General features: G+C 71.1%; 22 protein-coding genes, 1 tRNA gene and 1 pseudogene. 3 read left to right on the top strand and 21 right to left on the bottom strand.

What is annotated here, in order from left to right; translation table 11 throughout:
• Window positions 1-20 precede the first annotated feature (20 nt).
• Complete coding sequence (locus tag ACZ52C_RS13110; RefSeq protein ID WP_469074754.1) at window positions 21-392, bottom strand: hypothetical protein; 372 nt, start codon at window positions 390-392, stop codon at window positions 21-23.
• A complete protein-coding gene (locus tag ACZ52C_RS13105; RefSeq protein ID WP_469074753.1) occupies window positions 392-739 on the bottom strand; it encodes a hypothetical protein in 348 nt (115 codons plus the stop codon). The genes ACZ52C_RS13110 and ACZ52C_RS13105 overlap by 1 nt, the downstream gene beginning before the upstream one ends.
• 176 nt (window positions 740-915) lie before the next feature.
• Here ACZ52C_RS13105 and ACZ52C_RS13100 point away from each other — a divergent pair, with 176 nt between their 5' ends.
• On the top strand, window positions 916-1,212 hold the full coding sequence (locus tag ACZ52C_RS13100) for a winged helix-turn-helix domain-containing protein (RefSeq protein ID WP_469074752.1): 297 nt from the start codon (window positions 916-918) through the stop codon (window positions 1,210-1,212).
• A gap of 49 nt (window positions 1,213-1,261) precedes the next feature.
• On the opposite strand, the gene ACZ52C_RS13095 is transcribed toward ACZ52C_RS13100, so the two are convergent.
• The 13 genes and pseudogenes from ACZ52C_RS13095 to ACZ52C_RS13035 form a co-directional block, all read right to left on the bottom strand.
• Window positions 1,262-2,431: a YncE family protein gene (locus tag ACZ52C_RS13095; protein ID WP_469074751.1), complete on the bottom strand. Its 1,170-nt coding sequence runs from the start codon at window positions 2,429-2,431 to the stop codon at window positions 1,262-1,264.
• A 218-nt stretch (window positions 2,432-2,649) separates the two neighbouring features.
• Window positions 2,650-2,760, bottom strand: a pseudogene (locus ACZ52C_RS13090) (XRE family transcriptional regulator); the annotation flags it as partial.
• 190 nt (window positions 2,761-2,950) lie between these two features.
• Complete coding sequence (locus tag ACZ52C_RS13085; RefSeq protein ID WP_469074750.1) at window positions 2,951-3,355, bottom strand: PIN domain-containing protein; 405 nt, start codon at window positions 3,353-3,355, stop codon at window positions 2,951-2,953.
• Between the two features lie 9 nt (window positions 3,356-3,364).
• Entirely contained in the window at window positions 3,365-3,562 is a 198-nt protein-coding gene (locus ACZ52C_RS13080; protein WP_469074749.1) for a hypothetical protein, read from the bottom strand.
• Window positions 3,563-3,964: 402 nt separating this feature from the next.
• On the bottom strand, window positions 3,965-4,405 hold the full coding sequence (locus tag ACZ52C_RS13075; protein ID WP_469074748.1) for a hypothetical protein: 441 nt from the start codon (window positions 4,403-4,405) through the stop codon (window positions 3,965-3,967).
• Window positions 4,406-4,421: 16 nt separating this feature from the next.
• Window positions 4,422-11,159, bottom strand: a complete 6,738-nt coding sequence (locus ACZ52C_RS13070) for a golvesin C-terminal-like domain-containing protein (RefSeq protein WP_469074747.1) — start codon at window positions 11,157-11,159, stop codon at window positions 4,422-4,424.
• A gap of 146 nt (window positions 11,160-11,305) precedes the next feature.
• The gene (locus ACZ52C_RS13065; RefSeq protein WP_469074746.1) at window positions 11,306-13,288 is read right to left on the bottom strand and encodes an ABC transporter transmembrane domain-containing protein; all 1,983 of its coding nucleotides are present in this window, start codon (window positions 13,286-13,288) and stop codon (window positions 11,306-11,308) included.
• Window positions 13,285-13,719, bottom strand: a complete 435-nt coding sequence (locus ACZ52C_RS13060) for a lasso peptide biosynthesis B2 protein (protein ID WP_086802254.1) — start codon at window positions 13,717-13,719, stop codon at window positions 13,285-13,287. Before ACZ52C_RS13060 ends, ACZ52C_RS13065 begins: the two co-directional genes overlap by 4 nt.
• On the bottom strand, window positions 13,716-13,970 hold the full coding sequence (locus tag ACZ52C_RS13055; RefSeq protein WP_469074745.1) for a lasso peptide biosynthesis PqqD family chaperone: 255 nt from the start codon (window positions 13,968-13,970) through the stop codon (window positions 13,716-13,718). The genes ACZ52C_RS13060 and ACZ52C_RS13055 overlap by 4 nt, the downstream gene beginning before the upstream one ends.
• 29 nt (window positions 13,971-13,999) lie before the next feature.
• Window positions 14,000-15,838, bottom strand: coding sequence for a lasso peptide isopeptide bond-forming cyclase (locus ACZ52C_RS13050; RefSeq protein WP_469074744.1), 1,839 nt, complete (start codon window positions 15,836-15,838; stop codon window positions 14,000-14,002).
• Between the two features lie 26 nt (window positions 15,839-15,864).
• Window positions 15,865-15,975 (bottom strand): keywimysin-related RiPP, encoded by a 111-nt coding sequence (locus tag ACZ52C_RS13045; RefSeq protein ID WP_107050258.1) that lies wholly within the window; start codon window positions 15,973-15,975, stop codon window positions 15,865-15,867.
• Window positions 15,976-16,701: 726 nt separating this feature from the next.
• Window positions 16,702-17,169: an ArsI/CadI family heavy metal resistance metalloenzyme gene (locus ACZ52C_RS13040; protein WP_469074743.1), complete on the bottom strand. Its 468-nt coding sequence runs from the start codon at window positions 17,167-17,169 to the stop codon at window positions 16,702-16,704.
• A gap of 28 nt (window positions 17,170-17,197) precedes the next feature.
• Entirely contained in the window at window positions 17,198-18,577 is a 1,380-nt protein-coding gene (locus ACZ52C_RS13035) for an NAD(P)-binding domain-containing protein (protein ID WP_469074812.1), read from the bottom strand.
• 416 nt (window positions 18,578-18,993) lie between these two features.
• Here ACZ52C_RS13035 and ACZ52C_RS13030 point away from each other — a divergent pair, with 416 nt between their 5' ends.
• The gene (locus ACZ52C_RS13030) at window positions 18,994-19,371 is read left to right on the top strand and encodes an ArsR/SmtB family transcription factor (protein WP_086802249.1); all 378 of its coding nucleotides are present in this window, start codon (window positions 18,994-18,996) and stop codon (window positions 19,369-19,371) included.
• A gap of 118 nt (window positions 19,372-19,489) precedes the next feature.
• Here ACZ52C_RS13030 and ACZ52C_RS13025 read toward each other — a convergent pair whose 3' ends face one another.
• The 5 genes from ACZ52C_RS13025 to ACZ52C_RS13005 are packed head-to-tail and all read right to left on the bottom strand — an operon-like array spanning window position 19,490 to window position 22,759.
• On the bottom strand, window positions 19,490-20,200 hold the full coding sequence (locus ACZ52C_RS13025; protein ID WP_469074742.1) for a cation efflux transmembrane domain-containing protein: 711 nt from the start codon (window positions 20,198-20,200) through the stop codon (window positions 19,490-19,492).
• A complete protein-coding gene (locus ACZ52C_RS13020; protein WP_469074741.1) occupies window positions 20,200-20,535 on the bottom strand; it encodes an ArsR/SmtB family transcription factor in 336 nt (111 codons plus the stop codon). Before ACZ52C_RS13020 ends, ACZ52C_RS13025 begins: the two co-directional genes overlap by 1 nt.
• A 42-nt stretch (window positions 20,536-20,577) precedes the next feature.
• A complete protein-coding gene (locus ACZ52C_RS13015) occupies window positions 20,578-21,645 on the bottom strand; it encodes an ArsO family NAD(P)H-dependent flavin-containing monooxygenase (protein ID WP_469074740.1) in 1,068 nt (355 codons plus the stop codon).
• Window positions 21,642-22,412, bottom strand: coding sequence for an aquaporin (locus ACZ52C_RS13010; protein ID WP_469074739.1), 771 nt, complete (start codon window positions 22,410-22,412; stop codon window positions 21,642-21,644). The genes ACZ52C_RS13015 and ACZ52C_RS13010 overlap by 4 nt, the downstream gene beginning before the upstream one ends.
• 38 nt (window positions 22,413-22,450) lie before the next feature.
• Window positions 22,451-22,759: an ArsR/SmtB family transcription factor gene (locus ACZ52C_RS13005; protein WP_469074738.1), complete on the bottom strand. Its 309-nt coding sequence runs from the start codon at window positions 22,757-22,759 to the stop codon at window positions 22,451-22,453.
• A gap of 92 nt (window positions 22,760-22,851) precedes the next feature.
• Here ACZ52C_RS13005 and ACZ52C_RS13000 point away from each other — a divergent pair, with 92 nt between their 5' ends.
• On the top strand, window positions 22,852-23,265 hold the full coding sequence (locus tag ACZ52C_RS13000; RefSeq protein WP_469074737.1) for an arsenate reductase ArsC: 414 nt from the start codon (window positions 22,852-22,854) through the stop codon (window positions 23,263-23,265).
• 264 nt (window positions 23,266-23,529) lie between these two features.
• Here ACZ52C_RS13000 and ACZ52C_RS12995 read toward each other — a convergent pair.
• A tRNA-Lys gene (locus ACZ52C_RS12995) sits at window positions 23,530-23,602 on the bottom strand.
• Window positions 23,603-23,769 lie beyond the last annotated feature (167 nt).

The following is a 23,769-nucleotide window of genomic DNA, read 5'->3' as shown; positions in this document are numbered from 1 at the left end:
GGGAGACAGAGCGCGCGGGGCTACGCCTGCATCCCGCGTCCGTTCTCTTCGGTGACTTCGACGTCGTCGGTGTCCGGTACGGGCAGGCGCAAGCCCCGGGACTCGGCGACGCGCAGGGCGTCCGTCAGGCACTCGGCGAGACGGATGCCCGCATAGCGGACCTCGGTGTACGGCGAGGCCGGGTCGTCCAGCACAGCACGGGCGAGGTCGAGTACGTCGGTGCCGGTGGCGAGTTGGGTGGTCTCCAGTTCGTCGGCGAGGCGGGAGAGGGGGCCGCCGTTGTGGTCGGTCACCAGATAGCAGGGCTTGCCCTCGGGCGACGGCCAGGGCAGGAGCCGGAGTGTGGGCGCGCGGCCGGGCACGGGTACGGGTGTGCCGTTGACGTGTTCCATCAGACGGCCACCTCCCGCAGACCGACCAGGTGTTGATCGAGGTCGATCCCGAAGTCCGCGGCGAGGACGAGCGCGAGCCGGCGGCGCTGCTGGAGGGCGGCCTCGTCCTCGTGTGCGGCGAGGTAAGGGCGGACCAGGGCGGACGTGGAGCCGTCGATCGGGGCGTGGAGGCCGTACGGGGAACGGTGACGGGGAAGTCCGGAGGACGTCGGCGCGGGGGCCGGGTGCCGTACGGCGGTGACGTGCAGGCAGAGGTAGGGGCGGTGGCGGGTGAGGCGCCGTTTGCCGGTGCCCGGGGAGAAGAGAAGGCGCAGCCATTGGAGGGCGCGGGGGATAAGGTCGGTCATGTCGACGCTCCTAAGCAGCGTTGGCCGTGCCCCGGGAGGTTGCCGCCTCGCCGGGGTCTTCTGTTGTCTCGACTGTAAGCCCATCATGACGAGTCAGGTAGCGGTATGACTCGGTAGGGAGAGTCATGACCCTCACTGCCCAACTATGATCACTCCTGACCGACTAACGTGCCGTCATGGCTGAAGACCAGGAGTGGCGTCCCGATCCCGCATCCCGGATCTATGTGTACGTACAGATCGCTGAGCACATCGCCGACCGGATTCGCGCGGGAAGCCTGCCGGTAGGCGCGCGTCTGGCCTCGGAGCCCGATCTCGCAGCCCACTACGGCGTCGGAATCAACACCCTCCGACGCGCGATCCGGGAGCTGCGGGAGCGAGGCATCGCCGACACCGTGCCCGCGAAGGGAACGTTCATCATCGAGATGCCCGAGTCCACCACGGACGGCTCGGAGACGAACGGGACCGCTGACTAGCGATCCCGTCACAACCTCCGTGCGACTCGCGGCGTAGACGACTCGTCCGTCACCACTCCGAATCCGACAGCGACCAGTCGGTCGGCCAATCGCCGGGGGCAGACGGCTTCAGGATGTTCAGCCGCGGGGCCGGATCGTCGTCGCGGGTCGTGACGGCGGCCAGGGCGGAGCCGTCGGGGAGCCAGACCAGGCCTCGGTCGGCCAGACGTTCGTGGCGCGGGAGTGCTGCGGACCATGCGGGCTCGGTGCCGTCGAGGGGGTAGACATTGACCTGCTTCCCCTTCGGGCCGGCGGACCGTACGCCCGTCGCGATCAGGGTTCCGTCCGGGAACGGCGCCACGGCGACGGGGGCCTGCTGCGTGAACCAGGCGCCCTTGTCCCCCAGCCCCTCGCCTTTGCGTGCGGTGAAGCCCTGGACGCGGTCTTCTGACCCGGCCGCGGTAAGGAGCCGCGAGCCATCGGGGGTGAGCGCCAGGTCGTTGAGGTTGCTGCCGCCGCGCCGCTCGTCGGCGTCGAGGGTCAGCTTGCCGTCGGCGCCGACGGTGTAGGCGAGCAGGCGGACGGGGCTGAGGTGCGGCTGACTCGCCACGAGTGTCTGGCCGATGGCCCTGGTGGTCGCGCTGTCTCCGGCGGGCGCGGCGAGTGCGGGGGCCCGTTCGAAGCGGATGGTGGCGCCCTGCTGGTCGAGTTCCATCTCGGGCTTCTCGGCGGCGGTGTCGAGCCGCGCGATACCGCCCTCCCACGCCTCACAGCCGTAGCTGATCCACAGGACGGTGCCGGTGCGGGCCAGGTGGGTCGGGCAGAGGTGATTCCCGTCGCCCCGGGCACGGTACCGGGCAGTCTCCTTCAACGTCTCGGTGTCGATCACGGAGATGGCGTCTCCTGCGGCGAGAGCGACGTACAGGGACTTGCCGTCCTGGCTCAGCACCATGCCGTGGGCGCCTTGCTGACCGTCGATCAGCCGTACGTCCCTGCCCGCGGTTGGCGTCACCCGCTCCCGTCCCGGAAGCCCCACGACGGCCACACTCTGCCCGCCGACACCGCCGCTGACGAAGATCTGCCGGTGCAGTTGGTCGACGACAGCGGCCCCATACCCGGGCAGGGGCAACGCGCCATGAGTACCCCCGCCCTGCGCCTGGCCCACGGCTGATCCGCCCAGGACGCTCACCAGAAGTGCAGCACAGGCCAGCACGGCGGCGGCGGTTCGTCTCCTCGGCATGACAGACCTCTCGACGGCGGATAGTCGACGTGGCTCCGGCTGCCTGCGCCGCTCTCGGGGGCGCCACACCCTCCGCGCCGGGGAGGACCGCAGCCGAGGCCCCCTACCGGGACGGAACCACAACCCCGGTTACAGGCGCATGTGCACTGAGGCGAATGGCTTACGTGCCTCGATCACCCTCGGCCGCGCCCGCCGCATCCCGGCCCAGGCGCTGGCCGATTGGGGTCCGCGACAGCGATGCGGACGGTGCAGCCTTCGGTAGCGCGTTCGATGAGGAGTTCGTTCAGCCGCGGGTACGTCTCGTGGAGGAAGACGGCCGCGTTCCGGAGTCTGTCCGGCCAGCACATGGTACGTGTGCTAGGCGACCCTCTCTGCCTGCGTTTTCGCAGCTCAGAGGGGTTAACGGTGCGTCGGGGGCTGTGCTTGTGCGCTGATGTCCATGGTTGTCGCCGTCACCACTGCCGTCAGAGAACTGGACCACTGCGCCTGTCTGGCGGCTGCCGACATCGCACTGGCGGGCTACTCGGTGCCGAGGATGCGCAGGCCGTGGTGGGTCCTGAAGTCCTCGTAGTCCTTGAGGTTGAGCGTGGCCAGCGGCAGGTCATAGGTGAGGCAGCACGCGGCGATCCACATGTCGTTGATCGGTCGGGGGCGTCCGCTCTGGATGCCAGCGGCCGACAGTCGGCCCCACATCGCCGCGACGGGTTCGTCGCCGGGAAGGATCGGGATGCCGGAGAGCCAGTCGGCCAGTTCCTGGCGGCTTCGGGAGCCCCAGTGCCGGATCTCGGTCCACTTGGTCAGCTCGCCGAAGGTGACGAAGGTGACCAGTGGCTTCCGGCCGATCAGGCGGGTGGCCAGCGGACCGGTGAGCTTGCGCTTGTGGGTCAGCGAGGCAACGTCGGTGTCGAGGATGACGGGTTGCACAGTGGCGGCTCAGGCCACGTCGCGGTGACGCTCGGCGTACGTGAAGGCCAGGAACTCCTCCAGCTCCTCATCCGACTCGAAAGTGTCGGCGGCAAGGTCGTCCAGGGAGCGGATCGGCTGGGTGTTCTTGGCCGCTAGCAGTTCCTCGATCGACAGGCGGGGCCTGATCGGCGGGCTGGCGGGGTGGTCCGCGTCGGGTGTGCTCATCGGGACCTCCACCGGGGCATGCGGGCTGACAGAGCTCAGCATACGGGCCGGACCTGTCGGGGGCACCGGGCTTTCACCCGACCGTACCGCCACCCGAACAGCCGTCCATCTGCCCGCCCCGGCGTCGTCGGCTTACACAGGAGCGCTCCCTGCTCGGCGGTGCGCCCCCGCCAGTGCGGCAGCGCGGAGGTTGGGTGGGGACGGGTCCGCCGAGAGCATCGCTCCCTGCCGAAGGCAGGGCCGGCCACCGCCCCGGTGAGCCCGGAGTGACGCACGCGAACGACGGTGACGAACCACCTCTTTGCGTCGCGCCCGTCCGCTGACGTTGCCGTCAACTACTGCCGTCAAGAGCCCCAGAGGCACCGCCGGATTCAAGAATTTCCGGCGGGGCCTCTGGCTTGATCAAACTGACAGTTCCCGCTGCGCCTCGGCATACGAGTTAGCCGGGGCAAGCTCGGATATCTTCCTGAAGAAGATCACCCCGGCGGCTTTGACAGCCTTCAGGAAATCCACGAATGAAGCATTCCCCGTCTTAATTTCCTCGCCAATCTTGGCGGCCACCAACACGCGAGATCCTGCGACCCGAAATGAGAGCTTGATCGGCTGATCCGGGAAATACGTCTCCGCGTAACCCGACGACTGCACTTTCGTCACCATCTCGGCGATATAACACCAGAGCTGGTCAACATAGTCCCACTCTTCAGTACCGATGATTTCCAGTCCATCAACCGAAAGCCGAATGGCACCTTCAATGTAGTCAAGGTCGGGCGGCGGGGTACGGCAGGCTTCCACCTGAACGAACCCACCGTCCGCAACCTTCAGGAACGTCTCGATCTCAACCACGCCACAGGTCCTTCAGTTATGGGGATTCCGGATAGAACTGGCCCACTCGACCTCTATTCATGCCGAGTACGTAATCGACGCCGTTGACGTTCCCTCGAATCTGATACATGCCCTGACTGCCTCGCTGAACCAGCGTATCGCGGTTCTGCCGCATAACTTGACCGATAGCGCCTTGGACGTCATCAATGCTCATGCTCGAATCGAAGGAGGATTGCGTTTTCTTCACCGAGCCATCCCAATAATTCGGGTGATGGCGAGTGAGGATGTGCTCCATTCCCTTCTTATCGAGCAAGAAGGACTGATTCCCGAACTGGAACCGCTGACTGCTCCAGTCCCGGAGAGCGGGAAGGCATCCTCCGCTGTTATGAACTAGAACCGGCGTCTGCCCAGCGAGTACATAGTACGTATGCGAGTCACTGACGGTGAGGTTGTGAACCCTGGTGGTTCGCTTGCTGCTTTCGACCGCCTCGATCTGGACGTGCGTACCCGCCGCCGTCCGCAACCACTGCCCTACAGCGAGGTCGACGGCCTTGGTCCACCGGCCGGTGTTCCGCACCCAGAACGGATGGTTCTCCGTGGCAGTCAGCGTGTCGGTCCGGTCGCCCTTGGCCCCGTCGGGGTCGACCGTCACCCGGACCAGCTCCTTCTTCCCCGCGCTCGTGATCGTGGCGGTCACCTCGCGGGCCCGTGGCTTCTCGTCACCCGGCTGGGCGGCCATGACCCGGTCGCCCTTGCGCACGTCCTCGATGGGCTTGGTGGCGCCGTCAGCCATGAGCACGCGCGTGCCGGGGACGAAGCTGGACCGGAGGGGGCAGGAGGCGCCCTCCGCTGCCTGGGACGGCCCGCGAGCTTCCCCCTCCGGCGTCCGTGTCTGCGCAGGGGTCCCGGAGGTGCCCGCACCCCCGGCGTTGTCCGCCTTACCCCCCTTGTTCAGCGCCTGCCCCGCGTCCACCGCCTCGTCCGCGAGCTTGCCCGCCTTTCGCGCGAGCTTCGCCGCCCCGATCGCGTTCCCCACCACCGGGATCGCGGACGCCAACGACAGCCCCGCCTCGACGTAGTTGCCCTCCGCCAGGTACAGCACCCCGTTGGCGACGTCGGCGATCTCGCCCACCACCGGGACCATCCCCACCACGTCCAGCACCGTGTGCGCGAGCTCGCTCCACGACATGCCGAACAGGTGGCCGTCCAGCTCCACGTTGCTGATCGGGTTGCCGCCGGCGAAGCCGTAGCGATTCTGGGTCCAGGGGTCCGTGGAGAGGTTCAGGTCGGACAGGGCGCCGTTGTACATGTCGCGGGACAGGAACTGGTTCAGGCCCGGGTTGTAGTCCCGGAAACCCATGTCGTACGTGCCCGAACCACCGTCCCAGCGGCGGGAGTTGAAGCGGTAGAAGTTGAAGGGCTCGGAGGTGGGGTCGGCCGACGACGAAGGCTTGTCGATGCCTGTGAAGGACTTCTCGTCCGCCTGCCCGTACGCCGTGTACCCGTACGTCGCCTTCGTGTCGCCGCTGTCGTCCGTGACGTGTTCGACGTCGTTGTGGGGGCCATGGCCGAAGAAGACCGTGTCGGGGTCCTTCGTGCCCTCCGTGTCGAAGGTGACCTGGGAGAGGCGTTCGCCCGCCGGGCCGTACTGGTACGTCCTGCTGAGCTTGCCGTCCTTCTCCTCCGTGAGGAGCTGCTCGCCCAGACCCAAGTAGTGGAAGTCGGTCGTCCGTTCCTTGTCGCCGCCGCCCACGTCCGTCGTCGTGCTCGTACGGCGGTCGAAGGCGTCGTAGGTGTGACGGGTGATGAAGGAGGTCGGGCCACCTCGCGCCTTCGGCGTGCGGTGTTCGACCAGGCGGTCGAAGCCGTCGTAGACGTTCTTCCCGGCGGGCTTGCCGCCGGTCGTGACCTGGGAGAGGCGGCCGTACACGTCGTACAGGTAGGAGGATGCGACACCCCCGGCGGTCGACGACAGGAGTCTGTCCCGGTCGAAGTCGAAGACGGACTTGACCCCACCGACCTCCTGCTCGACGACGTTGTTGTTCTGGTCGTAGCGGTAGGTCTCGGTGCGGTCCGGGCCACCGTTCCCGTCCACCTTCTTGACCTCGGTGCTGCGGTTGCGCGCGTCGTACGTGTACGTCGCCACCGTGTCCAGCGTGCGCCCGTGGTCGTCGGCGTCCATCTTCAGCGAGGCGTCGCGGGTGCGGTTGCCGTCGGGGTCGTAGTCGATCTCGTGGCGGGAGACCAGCGCCCCGCCGCCGCCCTCCTTCTTCTCCTCCTGCACCGCCAACGCGCCGTCGAGGTAGTGCCAGTGGTCGACGGTGTTGCCGTTGTCCTTGGTCTGGCGGTTGATGCGGCCGGTGGGCCACCACGTGAACGTCGTCCTCTTCTCGTCGCCGTCCGTGGAGGGGCCCTTGGTCAGCGCCTCCGAGAGCAGGCCGAGGGTGTTGTAGGTGTAGTGGGAGGTCTCCGGGTCGCGGCCCGCCGCCGTCACCCGGTGGTCGGTGAGGTTGCCGTCCGGGTCGTAGGTGAACTGGGCGGTGCGTGGGGTCTCGTCGCCCCGCGCCCGTTCCTCCACCGTGGACGGGCGGCCCAACGGGTCGTTGGTGACGGTCCACGTGCGGGACGGCTCCGGCCGCGGCCCCTCGGCGATACGGGTGACCAGGCCGTCGGGGTCGTAGCCGTAGTGGTACTCACGCACTTCGTCGTCCGCGGCGTCACGCTTCGCCCCGGGCTCCGTCTCCGTCCTGACCAGCTCCACCGCGTCGGCGAGCACCAGCCGCCCCGCGGTCTCCTCCGCGCCCGACAGCGTGACCGCGTACTCCTCGCCGGCCTTGAACGTGAACCGGCCCAGTTCCCGCCACCCGCCCCCGCCCTCCGCACCACCGGAGGCAGTGCTCTGGTCCACGGCGACGGTCGTCGCCCGGCCGTCCTCGTGCGGGATCGCGAACTCCCCGCGGCCACCCCGCTTGCCGTCCCGGTCGTGGTGGGGCCAGCGGGCCAGCACCCGGTACGTTCCGTCGCTCGGAACCGCGAGATTCCAGGCGAAGGTGGCGGCGCGGTCCTCGGCGGGGTGTGAGTGGTAGTTCGTGCCGAAGACGTCCGGGTTCTGGTCGGGGTCGGCCTTCTCCAGCGTCCACCGGCCGGTGGGGGTCGTGCGGCCCGCGTCGGAATTGTCGGTGAGCACGGTCTCGCGGCTCGCCGGGGTGCCGGAGTCGCGGTGCCGCCTCAGCTTGCCGTCCGGGTAGTACTCCCAGCTCATCGTGCGGTTCGCGCCGCCCCCGTCACCGGTGAGGGTGCGGCTGAGCTGGTTGCCCACCGCGTCGTAGGCGTAGTCGGTACGGATCTGCCAGGGGTCGGTGCTGCGGCGGAGCAGGCCGTCGTCGAAGTAGGTGTGGCGGGTCACGCTCCGGTCGGTGGACTTGCCGGAGGGTGGCGTGTGCACCTCGGTGAGCTGCCCCACCTCGTCGTAGACGTGCGTGACGCGCTGCCGCTCCCTGAGATCGGGGTCCTTCGGGTCGTGCGGCAGGATCTGCTCGGAGACCCGGTTCAGGGCGTCGTAGACCGTCTCCTGCGCCAGGTTCTCGTCGTTCTCCGCGACCGAGCGGGGCGTGAAGATCTTCGTCCGGTTGCCGGCCTCGTCGTACGCGTAGCGCGTCGTCCGGTACTTGATCCGCTCCTCGGGCACCTCGCAGTTCTGTCCCTCCGGACAGGAGCAGTCGAAGCGGCGTTCGTCGCCCAGGCGGTGCGGGGCCCGGATCTCCACGGGCGCGCCGACCGCGTCCAGTCGCGTCCTCGTCGTCGCCCCGCACTGGTCGGTGACGGAGATCAGATGGCCGTCACGGTCGTAGCCGTTGCGCACCGCGTTGCCCTCGGCGTCGGTGACGGCGCTGATCTGGTGCGCCAGGTCGTACGTGAACCGCTGGTCGGGGACGGGCGGGCGGACCCGGGCACGGCCACCGGTGACCCGCTCGGCCTCGGCATTCGTGCGGGGCCGGGTCACCGAGGCGACGTTGCCGGCCCGGTCGTACGCATAGGTCGTACGGCCCTGGAGCGGATCCGTGGTCTCGATCAGGCGGTGCAGCTCGTCGTAGAGGAAGACGCTGCGGTGGCCGCGCGGAGTGGTCGCCGCCACGCGGTTGCCCACGCGGTCGTAGGCGTAACGGGTGGTGCGCTCGGGGCCGTCGGGGGTGTCACGGGGGTCGGTGACGCTGAGCAGTCGGTCGGCGGCGTTGTAAGTGGCCGTGGTGACCGCGTCGTTGGGGTCGGTGGCACGTACGACGTTGTCGTTGGCGTCGTACGCGGGCGCGGGTACGCGGATCCAGCGCTTGTCCTCGTCCTCGGCCCCGAGGTCACGCGGCAGCACGGCGCCGAGCGGGCGGCCCAACAGGTCGTACTCGTAGCGACTGGTGCGGCCCTTGGCGTCGGTGACGGCCGTCACGGCGCCGACGGCGTCGTGACGGAAACGCGTCCGGTGCCCCAGAGCGTCGATCGCCCGTGCCGGGTGGCCGGTGGGCCCGTAGTCCGCGAAGCGGGTGGCGTGGCCGCGCGGATCGGTGCTCTCCAGCAGGCGTCCGCGGTCGTCGTAGACGTTGTACGAGGTGTACGGCGCCCTGCGCGGCCCCCGTGATCTCTCCGATCTCTCCCCCTTGCCGTCGGCCTCCCCGGTGTTGCCCCGTGGGTCGGTCACCGAGACGACGTTGCCGTACCCGTCGACGCCGAACGTCCAACGGCGGCCCTCCGGCGAGACCTTCTCCACCAGCTCGGCGACATGGCCGCGCAGCGTGGTGCGGTAGGTCAGGCCGGTGGAGGCACGGTCCTCGGGGTCCTTGGCGTTCTCCAACGGGCCGGTGATCTCGAGCGGGTAGCCGGTGCGCGGGTCGTAGCGCCAGGTCGTCACCGCCCCGCCCGGCTCCTCCAGGCGCCGGACGTTGTTGTCGGCGTCCCAAGCCAGCCTGGTCGTCTCGCCCCTGGCGTTACGGGACTCCACGGCTCGGCCGAAGCCGTCGAGGCGGAAGGAGGTGCGCTCACCGGTGGCGTCGGTGACGGTGGTCCAGCGACCCTTTGTGCGCCGGTCGTCATGACCCCGCACGCCCCCCTGCCCCTTCGCGCCCGGGTCGTCATGGCCCCCGGCGGTTCGGTCCAGGCGGGTGACGCCGCCGAGACGGTCGGTGATCGTCATCACCCGGCCATGACCCTCGCCGGCGCCCGCCGCCGCGGTACGTGGTCCCGCCTGCCCGCGCCTCTCCTCGTAACCGAGGCGCGTGCGCCCGCCCTTCGGGTCCGTGACCTCGGTCAGCCGGGGCGTGCCGTCGGAGGAACGGTCGTAGGCGAAGGACAGCGAGCGGGCCACGCCCGACCCGGCGGCGTCCGTGACCTCGCGCAGCAACCCGCCCCTGTCGTACGAGAACTCCACCCGCCGCCCGTGCACATCGGTGACGGACACCAGCCGCCGTGCCGCCGCGCCCCCGTACCCGCCGTCGCCGTACTCCAGGGTCAGGACCCGGCGCCCGGACGCGTCGGTCACCCGGCGCAGTACCGGGGCCACCAGGAACCCGTCCCCGCCCCCGTAGTGGAAGCGGAGGGTGTTGCCGTTGCGGTCGACGACGGCGGTCGGGCGCCCCTGAGCGGAGAAGAAGAACTGGGTACGGTCGGGCCGGGTGAACACCCAGCGTCGGTCCGGGACACCACGGGTGCGCTGGAGATGGAAGTGCACGCCCGCCGGGTGGGCGTAGTCCCAGTCGCGGGAGTCGGCGCTGCCGTGGCGGTCGAGCCGGAACGTGTGCCCCGTGCCGTCCCCGTCGATCAGGTGCACGGACTTCGGGAAGCCCGGCACGCCGTGCGGTCCCCCCGCGAAACGCAGCGGTGACCCGAGGCGGGTGAGCGTGGAGGCCGACACCGACCAGCCGGGGCCGGCGACCGTGTCGGAGGCGTCCTGGCTGTTGTGGGTCAGCCGCAGGAAGGCGGCGGGGCCGAGACTCGGGTGGGCGAACAGGTTCCAGCTCGTGGCCGCGTTGCCACCGGCCGCGTTGACGGCGATCCCGGCACCGACACCGGCCTCGGCGCGCGTGTACTGGTAGAACCGCTCCAACCCCAGACGGTCGGAGACGGGACGCTCGACGACGACCCGCTCCCGCGCCTGGCGCACCGGGACGGCCGGAGGCTCGGCCTCCGACAGCCACGTTCGACTGCGCCGGTCGTACAGGTCCCAGGCGAGGAGCAGCGAGGAACGGGCCGCCGAGGAGCCGGGCAGAGCGGGGGCTCGTACGTCGACCCGCACCTCGGCGGACTCGCCCGGCGCCAGATCCCGGGGAAGCACGGCCAGGTGGTCCGCGGGCCGCTCGCCCCGCCGGTACGCGTACTCCGAGCCGTCCGGCCGGTACCACCGCACTCCGAGGGCCATGTCCTCCGCCAGCCAGGGCCGTCGGCCCGTGTCCGTCACCGTGACCGGCACCTCGGCTCTGTCGCCGGGGACCCAGTGCAGGGGCGTGGCGGGCGCGAAGTAGATCGCTCCGCGCGGTGGGCGCTCCGCCCGGTCCGTGGAGGCGTCCCCCGTGCCCGAGGCAGGAGGCAGCCGGTGGGGCAGGGCCTCTCCGGACGGGAGCAGCCCGCCCGGATGCCGTCCGGGTTCTCCCTGCCACACGGGAGCGGGCACCGCCCTGCCGGACCGTCCTCCGTCCGAGCCGTTCGCAGGGGCCGGGGCCTGCGCACCCAGCAGGGTCGCCAGGACGGAGCCGATGACGAGGAGGACGAGAGGGAACCGGCTGCGGGGCATGCGTCAGCTCCAGGCACGGGAGGGAATCCCGAGGCGACCCACGGACCTGATCATTACAGTCGGACGAGAGAGTAATCACATAGCGTGACATCCTGTCGCCGTGTGCGCCATCCGAACGAAAACGCCCGGCCCAGGCCCTTGAGCCGTCACCGCCGGACGGTCCGCGGCCCGCCGCCCGCACCGTCCGAGCCGTCCAGAGCACACCCGAGGGGCGACGAGGCATCGGGGGACGAGGCCGGGCGGAGCATCTGCCCGGCTGCCAGTGCGCGGTACATGGCGCTGCCGGCGAGCAGCTCGTCGTGCGTGCCGCAGGCGCTGATGCGGCCGTCGTCCAGGACGACGATCCGGTCGGCGTGCTGGACGGTGGAGAGCCGGTGTGCGATCACCAGGAGGGCGCATTCCCGGGCCACGTCCCTCATCACTGTGGCGAGCGCGGTCTCGTTGATGGCGTCGAGGTGCGAGGTGGGCTCGTCGAGGAGGAGCAGCTGAGGCCGGGCGAGCAGGGCACGGGCCAGGGCGACGCGCTGGCGCTCGCCTCCCGAGAGGGTGTTGCCGCGCTCGCCGAGCATCCCGGACAGGCCGTCGGGCAACCGCCGTACGACATCGTCGAGCTGGGCCAGTTCGACGACGCGGCGCACGTCGGCCTCGGTGGCGTCGGGCACGGCGTAGGTGATGTTGTCCCACAGCGTTCCGTGGACCACATGGGTGTTCTGGTCGACGACGGCGATACGCGCCCGGCACTCGGCGCGGGTCAGCTCGGCGGCGGGCCGCCCGTCGAAGAGAAGAGCCCCGGAGTCCGGTTCGTAGAACCTGGCCACCAGGGCGAAGATCGTGCTCTTTCCGGCTCCCGACCGGCCGACCAGAGCGGTCTGGTGCCGGCGGGGCACGGTGAAGGTCACGCCGCGCAGCACCGGCCGGTCGGGGTCGTAGCCGAACGTGAGGCCCCGCAGTGCGAGCGCGGGTTCCTCGCGCGGCCTGGCCCGCACGGCGGGGTCGGACACCCGCGCCCGCACGGCCGTCGACGGTCGCTCGGCCGGCACCGCCGACTCCGCCGGTACCGGAAGCCCCACGGGCTCCGTGGGCTCCGCCGACACCGGAAGCTCCACGGCCTCCACGGGCTCCGTGGGCTCTGCCGGAAGGGCCAGTGCCCGCTCGATGCGTCCGTAGGCCCCCATGCCGCGCTGGATCAGGCCGACCGCGCGAAAGACCGAGGACAGGGGCAGGACCAGATAGGAGGCGTACAGCAGGAAGGCGACCAGGTCGCCCAGGGAGTTGCTGTCACCGCTGACCCGCAGGCCGCCGATGACCAGGACGAGCAGGAAGGACCCCTGGACGGCGAGTTCGACCGCCGGGCTCATCACCGACGCGAGCTTCGCGGTCCGCACTCCCGCGTCGTACGCCGCCTCGACCCGCTCACCGATACGCCGGGCCTCCCGCTCCTCGGCCCGGTGCACCCGGACCATCGGCAGGGCGCCGAGCGCGCGCTCCAGGTCGGCGGCGATCGCGCCGATGGACGACTGCAGACGCTCGGAGGCGGCCCGGATGCCCTTCAGCAGCGACGCCACCACCACGGCGGCGGCACCGACCGTCGCCGCGACCAGGAGCAGCAGCAGGGCGTCGATCCACATCATGAGGGCGATCGCGCCGGCCGCGACGAGGGCCCCGGTCACCAGGTCGACCAGTGCCTGTGAGACGACTTCCCGGAGCAGCGTGGTGTCGACGGTCACCCGGGAGATCAGATCGCCGCCGCGGTGCCGGTCGTGCTCCCGCATCTCCAGCCGGAGCAGCCGTGCCACCAGGCTGTGCCGCAGCTGTCGTACGACGCCCTCGCCCGTACGCTCCAGGACGAAGCGCCCCACCGCACCGGTCGCCGCTTCGGCACCGAACAGGACGGCGAGGAGCAGCAGCAGAGTCCACACCACCTGGCCGCGCCCGCTGACGTCCACGACCTGTTTCGCGACGAGTGGCTGCGCCAGCCCCAGCGCGGAGCCCGCGAGGGTGAGCGCCGCGGCGACGGCGATGGATGCCCGGTGGCCCACGGTGAGCCGGAACAGGGTGAGGACGGCGGCACGGGTGGAGCGGTTGCCCCCGGACACGGGGTGGTCGTGATCCTCGGGGCTGTCGCTCATCGGGCCGTTCGGTTCGCGGCGGGGACGACGATGAGCCGGGTGAAGTAGTCGTCCGGCACGCCCTCGTCCACGGGGTGGCCGTCCGCCTCGATCCAGGCGTGCGCGGTGAAGGGAGGCACGACGCGCACTCCGGTGCACCACGTCGGCCAGGTCCCGCCGAGCCGGCACAGCAGGGCGGCCCCCAGGGACCGGGGCAGGCAGCCCTTCGGCCCGGCGCAGCGCAGGCTGACCGCGCACATCGCGTCCCGTGCCCCCCGGGCCCGCGCGGCGGGGGCCGGGGCGGCTCCGCGGCGGAGGAGTTCGAGCACGGCGCGGATACGGCGCGGGGGCAACAGCGACAGCGCGAGGGCGGGCAGGAGTACGAGACGGGCGACCAGGCGCCGGACGAGGGGCACTCCGGTGGGACGCTCCAGGGAGCTGGGGGTCGTCATCGGGCCAGCCCCGATTCCCGCAGTTCCCGTACGAGCGCCGTGACGTCGTGCTCCGCCCGGGCTCGGTCGATGTCGAACTCCGCGACCAGCGCGTCGGCCGCCGTGGTCTCGTCCCCGCCGTCGAGGAGCGTCCTGACCACCAGCGTGGCGGTGGGGTTGAGCTCCCAGTAGGCGCCTCCGCGCTCGTCCAGCAGGACGGTGCCGTACTCGGTCTCCGCGGTGGAGACATCAGGACCGAACCGCAATGCCATGGTGCGACTGCCTTTCTCCGGTGGCGTTCTCAGGGGGTACGAGCGCGGGACAGGCCGCGCAGCCAGACCTCGGTGGCGATGGTCGAGTAGAGGATGGCGTCGCGCAGCCCGGGGGTGGAGGGTCGCTCGGCGAGTCGGCGCAGCGCGTTCCCGTCGACCAGGCCGAGCCGCTCCAGCCGGGAGTCCTCCCACAGCGCCATCAGGTCGGCCCGGTGCCGGCGCAGCCCTTCGGCGGCGTCCATGGAGGCGGCGGCCTTGTTGGTACGCCGCAGGCACGCCTCGGGCACGACGTCACGCATGGCGGCGGTGAGCAGCGGTTTGTACCGCCAGGGCGACACGCGTTCGCTCGGTCGTACGGCCAGGCACGCCTCGATGACGCGGTCGTCGAGGAACGGCGAGGCCATCGGCAGCCCGGCCCTCGCGGCCATACGGTCCCACTGGCGGATGATGCGGGTGCAGGAGCGGATCTGCTCCAGGTCGGCGTGCAGCCCGCGGTCCGGGTGCAGCGGTGTGGCGGTCGCGGCCGCCTCGCGCAGCGCCCTCCGCGCGGCCCGTTCGGCGTCGGGGGTGACCCAGTCGAACAGGCGCGGGGGCATTCCCCAGCCGAGGCTCGTGGTGACGGTGGCGGGGACCGGGTCACGCAGGCGCCCTGCCGCGTCGGCCAGCCATGTGCCGTAGGGGCGGGAGTCGGCCAGGGCGCCGAGCGTGTCGCGGAGGGGCCACTGCCACAGGGCCCGGAAGCCGCGTAGCTGCCGCAGCGCGAACAGCGGCCGGGTGCGCGCCAGTCGGTGGTAGTACGCCTCGGAGCACCAGGCCACGTGGTCGCCGCCGATGCCGGTGAGATGGAGCCTGCTGCCCCGCTCGGCGAGGCCCGGCAGATGGTGCAGGACCCGGGAGCGGTCCATGACGCCGATGGTGGGTTCGTCCAGCAGGTCGTCGATGGAGAGCAGTTCGTCGTACACCAGCGGCGAGGCGTCGGCGTCCCACACCATGTGCTCTACGTCCGGCAGATGCCTCATCGCCTGCTCGGCCCAGTGCAGGTCGGTGTCGGCCGGATCGCGCCCGGGCCAGGTGCTGGCCACCACGCGGGCGGCCGAGCGGTCGGCCAGTAAGCAGATGGACGTCGAGTCCAGGCCGCCGGACAGGTCGCAGCTGACCACGCCGCCTCGGCGGGTACGGGCGTCGACGGCGGCGGTGAGGGCCTCCCGGACCGCCGGGGCACCGTCGGCGAGCGGGCGGACCGGCTCCGGCGGCGTCCACCAGCGCGAGTGGCGGGCGCTGTGCCCGTCCGCCCCGATGAGCAGCGCGTCCTGCGGGGGGACGGCGGTGACCTCGCGCCAGAGGGAGGTCTCGAACAGCGGGTACGGAACCGGCCACAGCAGCCGGACCGCCAACTGCTCCGCGTCGGGCTCCGCGTCGAGCGCCTGGGCGAGCAGGTCGGCGCGGGTGGCGGCCACCCGCACGCCGTTCACCTGGGCGTGGAAGACGAGCCGGAGCCCGGACGCGGTGCCCTGCACCCTGAGTCGGCCGTCGAGAGCGGCGACGAGGTGGAAGCTTCCGGGGAGGGACCGGGCCAGTGCGCCGACCTCGGCGGGATCCCGCAACCGTGCCGCGTGGCGCCGCAGTTCGGTGGCGTCGATCGGGCAGCAGCCGACGACGGCCAGTGCCGCGTGGCCGGCGCGCGCGGTGACGATCTCCTCGTCGGCCCACCGGCCGACCAGCCAGGGCCGGCCGGAGGCGTGGGCCAGGGTCCGTGTTCCGGGGCGGGCGAAGGAGCAGGCCACGGCGGCCGCGTCCGCACGGTCGGTGAAGACCGCGAAGTCCGCGTCGCCGGGGCCCGTCCCCGCACTCGTGTGCGGTTGCGTCATGACGTCAGGTCAGGGACCGTCGGCCGTCAGTTCTTGCTCAGGATGAGACGGTCGTTGCCGGAGCTCTGCAGGAGCCCGGTCTTCTTGCGGAAGGTCCCGAGTCGGACCAGCGTCGGCGCTTCGTAGGCCTTCTTCATGATCTCTCCTCTGCTCGGTCTCGCGACTGCTTCCTGCCGGCGCACGGAGAAACGAGTGCGCTGATGGCGTGCACGGGGCTCATCCGAAGCCCGGGGCGGAAGCGGGCGCATCACCTAGCTATCTGCACGGCCGTATGCCGGCACAAGACCACCCAAGAGAGTGTGATTGTATGCAAATTGCACATGACGTTGGAAAAATCGACCGCGCGACGAGTTGGTCAAAAGTTCCACGATCGATGGCACACGCAGGCACACACGCTCGAAAGAGCGATTTCACCAGTGGCGTCGACCCCGTACGCGGATCCGTTCCCCCGCCTCGACGACGGGATCCTGAAGGGAGCCGCCGGGGCGCACTCGGCTCGGCGCATGCTCCATTTGGGCGGTGACCGAGGAGCGCACTTCTCAGCAACGGGGCCTCTCCCCCTACGAGTCCGCGGAGACCTCACGCACGACCCCGAAAACACCGCGGCGCCCGAGCCGACCGAAGCCGACCCGAGCGCCGCGTAGCAGGTCAGAGGGGGTACCCCCCACCATGTGCCATGCGGTGTTCCACCTCGTGACGGCTCGTGCCGCGCCGTCCCGCTCGGGCCCGGGGGCGGTCGCAGAATCGTGCCCCCACGGGTCCGGCAGACGGGTCCACGTTCGCGTGTGGTCGGTCGTGTCATCACGAAGCCGCCTTCGCGACGAGGGCCAACTGACCCTCATCTACCGCAGGTCATCGGCGGATCAGCAGCAGCCGCCCGCGACGGCCGGTTCCCTGGCACCCGTGTCGGCCCCGACCGGGTCGGCGGCGCAGCAGGTGCTGCCCTGCTGCTTGGCGAGGGAGTCGGCGTCTGCCTTCACGACGTAGACCTCCCAGGGTTCCTGGCCGGGGCCGTGGACCCAGACCTTGTCCTGGAGGGCGTAGCAGCAGGTGGTGTCGTTCTCGACGTCGGTGGACAGGCCGGCCTCGCCCAGGCGGGCGGTGGCGGCGTGCACCGCCTCGGTCGTCTCGACTTCGACGCCGAGGTGGTCCAAGCGGGTCGCCTCGCCTGCGGTGCCTTCGATGAGGACGAGCTTGAGCGGGGGCTCGGTGACGGCGAAGTTGGCGTAGCCGTCGCGGAGTTTGGCGGGCTCGGTGCCGAACAGCTTGCTGTAGAAGGCGATGGATGCCTTGAGGTCGGGTACGCGCAGGGCGAGCTGTACGCGGGACATGGCGAACCTCCTTGGGTGGGTGGCGAGTTCAGCAGCCTCCGGAGGCTGCCGCCGGGGCGCCGACTCCGATCTGAAGGGTGGCCGGGGCCGCGCAGCAGCCGCCGCCCTCGCTGCTCTGGGCGGCGTCGGGGTCGTCGAACAGGCCCGCGCCGCCGCATACGCCGGTCTCCGGGAGGGTGAGTTCGACGCGCTCGGCGGCCTCGCGGTCGCCGGCGATCGAGGCGGTGATGGAGCGGACCTGCTCGTAGCCGGTCATGGCGAGGAAGGTGGGGGCGCGGCCGTAGGACTTCATGCCGACCAGGTAGATGTCCTTCTCCGGGTGGGAGAGCTCGTTCACGCCGTGCGGGTAGACCGTGCCGCAGGAGTGGACGTTGGGGTCGATCAGGGGGGCGAGCGCGGTGGGGGCCTGGAGGCGTTCGTCGAGGCCGAGGCGGAGTTCGGAGAGGAAGGACAGGTCGGGGCGGAAGCCGGTGAGGACGATGACCTCGTCGACCGGGTCCAGGCGGCGCCCGTCCTCGGCCACGAGGACCAGGCGGCCGTCGGCATCGCGTTCCACGGACCGGGTGCGGAATCCGGTGGCCGTGCTCGCGCGGCCGGCCTCGACGGCGGCCTTGGCGCGCAGGCCCAGGGCGCCGCGGGCGGGGAGCTGGTCGGCCTCGCCGCCGCCGTAGGTGTGGTCGCCGATGCCGCGGCGCAGGACCCACACCGCGTGCGTTCCGTCCTCCTCCTCGGCGAGGTCGGCGAGGTGGGCGAGGGCGGTGAAGGCGGAGGCGCCGGAGCCGATGACCGCGGTGCGCTTGCCCGCGTACCGGGCGCGTACGGCCGGGTCGCCCAGGTCGGGGACACGGTGGGCGATGTGGTCGGCGGCCGTCTTCTCGCCGAGGGCGGGCAGGCCGTCGGCGCCCATCGGGCTGGGGGTGGACCAGGTGCCGGAGGCGTCGATGACGGCGCGGGCGGTGATCCGCTCCTCGCGGCCGTCGGCGAGCTGGACGTGGACGGTGAAGGGCTGCTCGTCGCGGCCGGAGTCGACGATGCGGTCCCGCCCGGCGCGGGCGACGCCGGTGACCGTGGCGCCGTAGCGGATGTGGTCGCCGAGGACGTCGGCGAGCGGCTGGAGGTACTGCTCGGCCCAGTCGCCTCCGGTGGGGTAGCCGGTGTTATCGGGGCGGATCCAGCCGGTCGGGGCGAGGAGCTTCTCGGCGGCGGGGTCGGTGACCTCGGCCCAGGAGGAGAACAGCCGGACGTGCGCCCAGGCCCGTACAGCGGTACCGGCGGACGGCCCTGCCTCCAGGACGAGCGGTTCGAGGCGGCGCTCGATGAGGTGGGCGGCGGCGGCCAGGCCGATCGGGCCGGCTCCGACGACCACGACGGGCAGCTGGTCGGTGGTGGGCACGTTGGTGATGGACACGGCCACGCGATTCCCCTTTGCTTCGACATGCGTCGATGGCTTACGCGGCCAGCATGGCACCTGTATCGATGAGCGTCAACATAGACATTCATCGAATTCATGGGCGGGGGTCGCGGAGCACATCGATGTCGCGGTGATCGGGGGTGGCCGGTCCGGGCTGTCCACCGCACACGCCCTACGCGGGCAGGGGGTGCAACCAGTGGCGCTGGAGGCGTCCGAGCAGGCGGCGGGGTCGTGGCCGCGCTCCAGCGCAGCCTCATCCTCTTCTCGCCGGCCCGATACAGCTCGCCGCCCGGCGAGCCCTTCGGCGGGACCTCTGACCGACCCGCTCCGCGACGAGGTCGCCGCCTACTCGTCCCGAACCTGAAGCCCTACGCCCCTCGCCCGACTGGTTCGACGTATGTCAACATAGATACATGTCGAACACGAAGGTGCTGCCGCTCCTGGATGCCGCCGCCGGCGAGGGGGTGGCGCCGTGCTGCCCGCCGCTCACCGAGCGCCCGTTCACCGCGGAGGAGGCCGAGACAGCCGCGCGCATGTTCAAGGCGCTCGGCGACCCGGTGCGGCTGCGGCTGTTCTCCGCCGTGGCCTCGCACGAGGGCGGCGAGGCGTGCGTGTGCGACATCTCCGACGTCGGCGTCTCCCAGCCGACCGTCTCCCACCACCTGAAGAAACTCAAGGAGGCCGGGCTCCTCACCTCCGAGCGACGCGGCACCTGGGTCTACTACCGCGTCGAGCCGTCCGTACTGGCCGCGATGGGCAAGCTGCTGACCATAGCCCCAGCCGCGGTCTGACCTGACCCAGGATCGGGGTCACCCCACGCGGCCGGGAGGGCCGGGCACGCAGGTCGCAACGCCGCCTGCCTGGGCTCGGCCGAACGTCACTGCGACTTCTGCCGCCAGCGTGAGCGGGTCAGCAGCAGTCGCAGCCCGATCGGCAACCGCAGGTATCTCCTTCTGCGGTCGCGACGGGCTTCAGCGCGGCTGCGGGCGTGGCGCAACAGCCCTTGCCCTGCCAGGCGTCGCGGCCTTCTTTGGCCGCGACGACGGCGATGACCAGTGCCGCGACGGGGTCGGCCCAGGACCAGCCGACGGTGGCGTTGAGGACCAGTCCCGCCAGGAGCACGGCGGACAGGTAGGTGCACAGCAGGGTCTGGCGGGAGTCCGCGACCGCGGAAGCCGAGCCGAGTTCGCGTCCGGCGCGGCGCTGGGCGGCGGACAGGAACGGCATCACCAGCAGGGAGAGCGCGGCAAGCACGATGCCGGGAATCGAGCGGTCGGCCTCGCCCGTGCCGGCCAGCGTCCGCGCGGCGTCGACGGCGATGAAGGCGGCGAGGGCGAAGAACGAAACGGCGATGATCCGCAGGGTGGTCTTCTCGCGGGCCTCGCGCACGTCATGGTCCACCGCGGAGAACTGCCACGCCACGGCCGCCGCTGAGGAGACCTCGATGACGGAGTCGAGGCCGAAGCCGATCAGTGCGGTGGACGAGGCGAGGCTGCCGGCGATGATCGCCGCGATCGCCTCCGCCACGTTGTACGTGATGGTGGCCGCGACCAGGAGGCGTATGCGTCGGGTGAGCTGGTCCCGCCTGCTCGGCCGGATCCCGAGGGAGAGTTCCGCCATCAGCAGCAGCCCTTCTCCTCGGCCTCGGCGCAGGTGCGATCGGTCTCGACCGCGACGACGGCGCTGCGCAGATCGTCCAGCGCATGCCCAAGACGCGGGTCGGCGAGTTCGTAGCGGCTGCGCCGCCCGACGGGCACCGCGACGACCAGACCGCAGTCGCGCAGGCATGCCAGGTGGTTGGAGAGCCGCGTACGTGAAATGCCCAACTGCTCGGCCAGGTCGGAGGGGTGCGCCGGACTCTCGCGCAGGGCGAGCAGCAGGCGGCAGCGGATGGGATCGGCGAGGGCACGACCGAAGCGCGCGAGCACCTCGACCTCGGAAACGACGGTCAGCACCCGACCACAGTACAGAGAAATCTGAATTCAGGAAACCATGGACTATCGGTCGGGGGCTCCCAGCAGGACGGCGATCTCCCGGGCTGCCTCGCGGGCGGGACGGCCGACGCCGATCAGGGTCGCGGAGGCGGGTCCGGTCCAGTCGCCGTAGCCGAGCAGATGCCGACGTGGCTCGTCCACGGCCCGCGTGCCGGCGGTGGCGATGTGGCCGCGCCGGCCCCGCAGCTGGAGCGGGGCGAGGTGGGACAGGGCGGGCCGGAAGCCGGTGCACCAGATGACCGCGTCGGCCGCTGTCCGGGTGCCGTCGGCCCATTCGACGCCGCCGGGGACGAGGCGGGTGAACATCGGGCCGGCCTTGAGCAGGCCACGGTCGCGCGCTTCACGGACGGGCGGTACGGCGACGATGTCGCCGAGGGAGGCGACGCCGCCGGTATCGGTGCGGCCCTGGTCGAGGGCGCGGCGGCGGGCGGTGGCCGCGTCGAACAGCGCGCGGCCGTCGATGTCGTCGGCCAGATAGCGGGGCGGGCGCCTGGTGACCCAGGTCAGCTCGGTGCCGTAGGCCAGGTCGGCCGCGATCTGCGCGCCGGAGTTGCCGCCGCCGACCACCACGACCCGCTGCCCGGCGAAGTCCTGCGGGCTGCGGTACTCGACGGTGTGCAGCTGCCGGCCACCGAAAGTGCCACGGCCCGGGACGGCCGGAAGGAAGGGGCGCCACCAGGTGCCGGTCGCGCTGATCACTGCGCGGGCGCGCCAGGTCCCGGAGTCGGTCTCCACGCGCAGGAGTTCGCCGTCGCGGTGGACGCCGAGGGCGCGTACCGGCCGCTCGAAGGGAAGCTCGTACCGCTTCTCGTAGTCGGCGAGGTACTCCACGACGTGCCGCGCGTCGGGGTAGGTCCGGCCGCTCTGCGGTGGCATCAGGCGGCCGGGCAGGGAGGAGTAGGCGGCCGGGGAGAACAGGTGCAGGGAGTCCCAGGTGTGCTGCCAGGCGCCGCCCGCTGTGGTCTGGGCCTCGAGGATGACGAAGTCCAGACCCAGGCGGCGCAGATGGTATCCGGCGGCGAGCCCGGACTGGCCGCCGCCGATCACCACCACCGGGGACGTCCGCGTCACTCGGCGGAGTCCCGTCCGGGCACGAAGATGAGCGCCACCAGCGCCAGGCCGACCACGCCACCGATCAGCTGCATGCCGATGAACCCGGCGACCGAGCCGGGGGCGATGCCGGCGAAGGTGTCGCTGAAGGTACGGCCGATGGTCACCGCCGGGTTCGCGAAGGACGTCGAGGAGGTGAACCAGTACGCGGCGCCGATGTAGGAGGCGACCGCCACAGGGGCGAAGCGCAGCTGGTCGGTGCGGGCCAGCCCGAAGATCAGCAGGATCAGGCCGGCGGTGGCGACGACCTCGCCGAGCAGCAGGTGCCCGGCGGACCGGTCGTGGGTGGACCACTCCACCAGCGGCTTGCCGAACATCGCGTCCGCCAGGATCGCACCCGCGATGGCCCCGACGATCTGAGCGGGGACGTAGACCGCCGCCTCGCGGGTCGTCACGCCCGCGCCGCCGCGCCTGCCGGTCCACCATTCGGCCAGCGTGACCACGGGGTTGAAGTGCGCGCCGGAGACCGGGCCGAGCAGGAGGATCAGGACGCCGAGGCCGAAGACGGTGGCCAGGGAGTTGGCCAGCAACTGCACCCCGACGTCGTTCGTCAGCTCGGTGGCCTGGATGCCGGAGCCGATCACCACCGCCACCAGGGCCGCGGTGCCGACCAGTTCGGCGGCGGCCCGGGCCGCCGGCGGCCTGCGCGGAGGGGTGGCGCCCGGAGCGGGCTGCGGCTCGGCGGACGGTACGGCCGACTCCGCGGCGGATTCGTGCGTGGCGGTCAACAAGACTCCTTGGTGCGGCCGCCGGGGGCGGCGAGGGGTCAGGGGCAGGACCGCTTGTTGTCGGCGGCCGAGCGGGCGGACTCGGCCAGGTCGGCGAACTGGCCCGCGAGCAGGGCGATGACGTCGGGCTTGAGCCGGTAGTAGGTGAACCGGCCGCATGGCTCCGTCTCCACGACCCCGGCCTCGCGCAGCACTCTCAGGTGGTTGGAGAGGTTGGTCTGCTTGGCACCGGTCTCCTCCACGAGGTGGATGGTGCACAGCATCTCTTTGGCGAGCAGGGTCACGATCTGGAGCCTGAGCGGGTCGGCCAGCACCCGGATCAGGTCAGTGTCGACTGACGTCATCATGTACTGATACTGTCACATCAGTGGTGACTGATACCACCGGGTGCTGACATCATTCGCACCTGATGCCGTCGTGAGACAAGAGAGAGCCTCCGATGTCCGACAAGCCCTCCGTGCTGTTCGTCTGTGTCCACAACGCCGGCCGTTCCCAGATGGCCGCCGCGTGGCTGACCCACCTGGCCGGGGACCGCGTCGAGGTCCGCTCCGCCGGCTCCAACCCGGGCGCCGGCGTCAACCCGGCCGCCGTCGAGGCCATGGCCGAGGTCGGCATCGACATCTCCGCCGAGGTCCCGAAGCTGCTCACCGTGGACGCCGTCAAGGAATCCGACGTCTGCATCACCATGGGCTGCGGCGACGCCTGCCCCGTCTTCCCCGGCAAGCGCTACCTCGACTGGACCCTGGACGACCCCGCGGGCAGGACCGTCGACGGCGTCCGCCCCGTCCGCGACGAGATCGAGCACCGCGTCCGCGGGCTGCTCGACGAACTCGGGGTCCCGGCGCAGAACTGACGGCGCACCGTCTGGCGTTCCACCGGCAGAGCGGTCAGTACGACGACAGTGTCCGCAGGCACATTCATGGCCGCCTCCTTGCCGCCACCCACGTGTGTCCAGCGCGCATACCCTGCTCCCGGCGCCGGCCTCGCCAGCCTGCTCGAACGTCCGCTCGCACATCGCTCACGCAGAGCCCCGAAAACGCCACAGCGCCCGACCCGACCTAAGTCGACTCGGACGCTGCGCCGCAGGTCAGAGGGGGTACCCCCCACCCGCGAACCGTAGGCCCTGTGGGACTCGAACCCACAACCAATGGATTAAAAGTCCACTGCTCTGCCAATTGAGCTAAGGGCCCAGGCGATGTTGCCTCCACGAGCATAGCCGGACGTGGCCGGGAGTCCGATCGGGTATCGGTGACCCGGCCGCGTCGGAGGGCCGTAAAAAGGTTCGCCGCAGAACAGAACGGGCGGAAGATCGGCGGGAGTCGGGCGAGTTGACCGAGCCGGAACCCGGTGGCGACGC

Source organism: Streptomyces sp. NPDC034049, assembly GCF_055575575.1.
This window is presented reverse-complemented; position numbering and strand designations above follow the sequence as displayed.

Bases quoted from the DNA above. Each gene is read 5' to 3' on its own strand.
- ACZ52C_RS13100 (WP_469074752.1), top strand. From the start codon at position 916: ATGGCTGAAGACCAGGAGTGGCGTCCCGATCCCGCATCCCGGATCTAT.
- ACZ52C_RS13110 (WP_469074754.1), bottom strand. From the start codon at position 392: ATGGAACACGTCAACGGCACACCCGTACCCGTGCCCGGCCGCGCGCCC.
- ACZ52C_RS13070 (WP_469074747.1), bottom strand. From the start codon at position 11,159: ATGCCCCGCAGCCGGTTCCCTCTCGTCCTCCTCGTCATCGGCTCCGTC.
- ACZ52C_RS13105 (WP_469074753.1), bottom strand. From the start codon at position 739: ATGACCGACCTTATCCCCCGCGCCCTCCAATGGCTGCGCCTTCTCTTC.
- ACZ52C_RS13045 (WP_107050258.1), bottom strand. From the start codon at position 15,975: ATGAAGAAGGCCTACGAAGCGCCGACGCTGGTCCGACTCGGGACCTTC.
- ACZ52C_RS13005 (WP_469074738.1), bottom strand. From the start codon at position 22,759: ATGATGACGTCAGTCGACACTGACCTGATCCGGGTGCTGGCCGACCCG.
- ACZ52C_RS13060 (WP_086802254.1), bottom strand. From the start codon at position 13,719: ATGACGACCCCCAGCTCCCTGGAGCGTCCCACCGGAGTGCCCCTCGTC.
- ACZ52C_RS13065 (WP_469074746.1), bottom strand. From the start codon at position 13,288: ATGAGCGACAGCCCCGAGGATCACGACCACCCCGTGTCCGGGGGCAAC.
- ACZ52C_RS13080 (WP_469074749.1), bottom strand. From the start codon at position 3,562: ATGAGCACACCCGACGCGGACCACCCCGCCAGCCCGCCGATCAGGCCC.
- ACZ52C_RS13030 (WP_086802249.1), top strand. From the start codon at position 18,994: ATGTCGAACACGAAGGTGCTGCCGCTCCTGGATGCCGCCGCCGGCGAG.
- ACZ52C_RS13000 (WP_469074737.1), top strand. From the start codon at position 22,852: ATGTCCGACAAGCCCTCCGTGCTGTTCGTCTGTGTCCACAACGCCGGC.
- ACZ52C_RS13040 (WP_469074743.1), bottom strand. From the start codon at position 17,169: ATGTCCCGCGTACAGCTCGCCCTGCGCGTACCCGACCTCAAGGCATCC.
- ACZ52C_RS13055 (WP_469074745.1), bottom strand. From the start codon at position 13,970: ATGGCATTGCGGTTCGGTCCTGATGTCTCCACCGCGGAGACCGAGTAC.
- ACZ52C_RS13095 (WP_469074751.1), bottom strand. From the start codon at position 2,431: ATGCCGAGGAGACGAACCGCCGCCGCCGTGCTGGCCTGTGCTGCACTT.
- ACZ52C_RS13050 (WP_469074744.1), bottom strand. From the start codon at position 15,838: ATGACGCAACCGCACACGAGTGCGGGGACGGGCCCCGGCGACGCGGAC.
- ACZ52C_RS13025 (WP_469074742.1), bottom strand. From the start codon at position 20,200: ATGGCGGAACTCTCCCTCGGGATCCGGCCGAGCAGGCGGGACCAGCTC.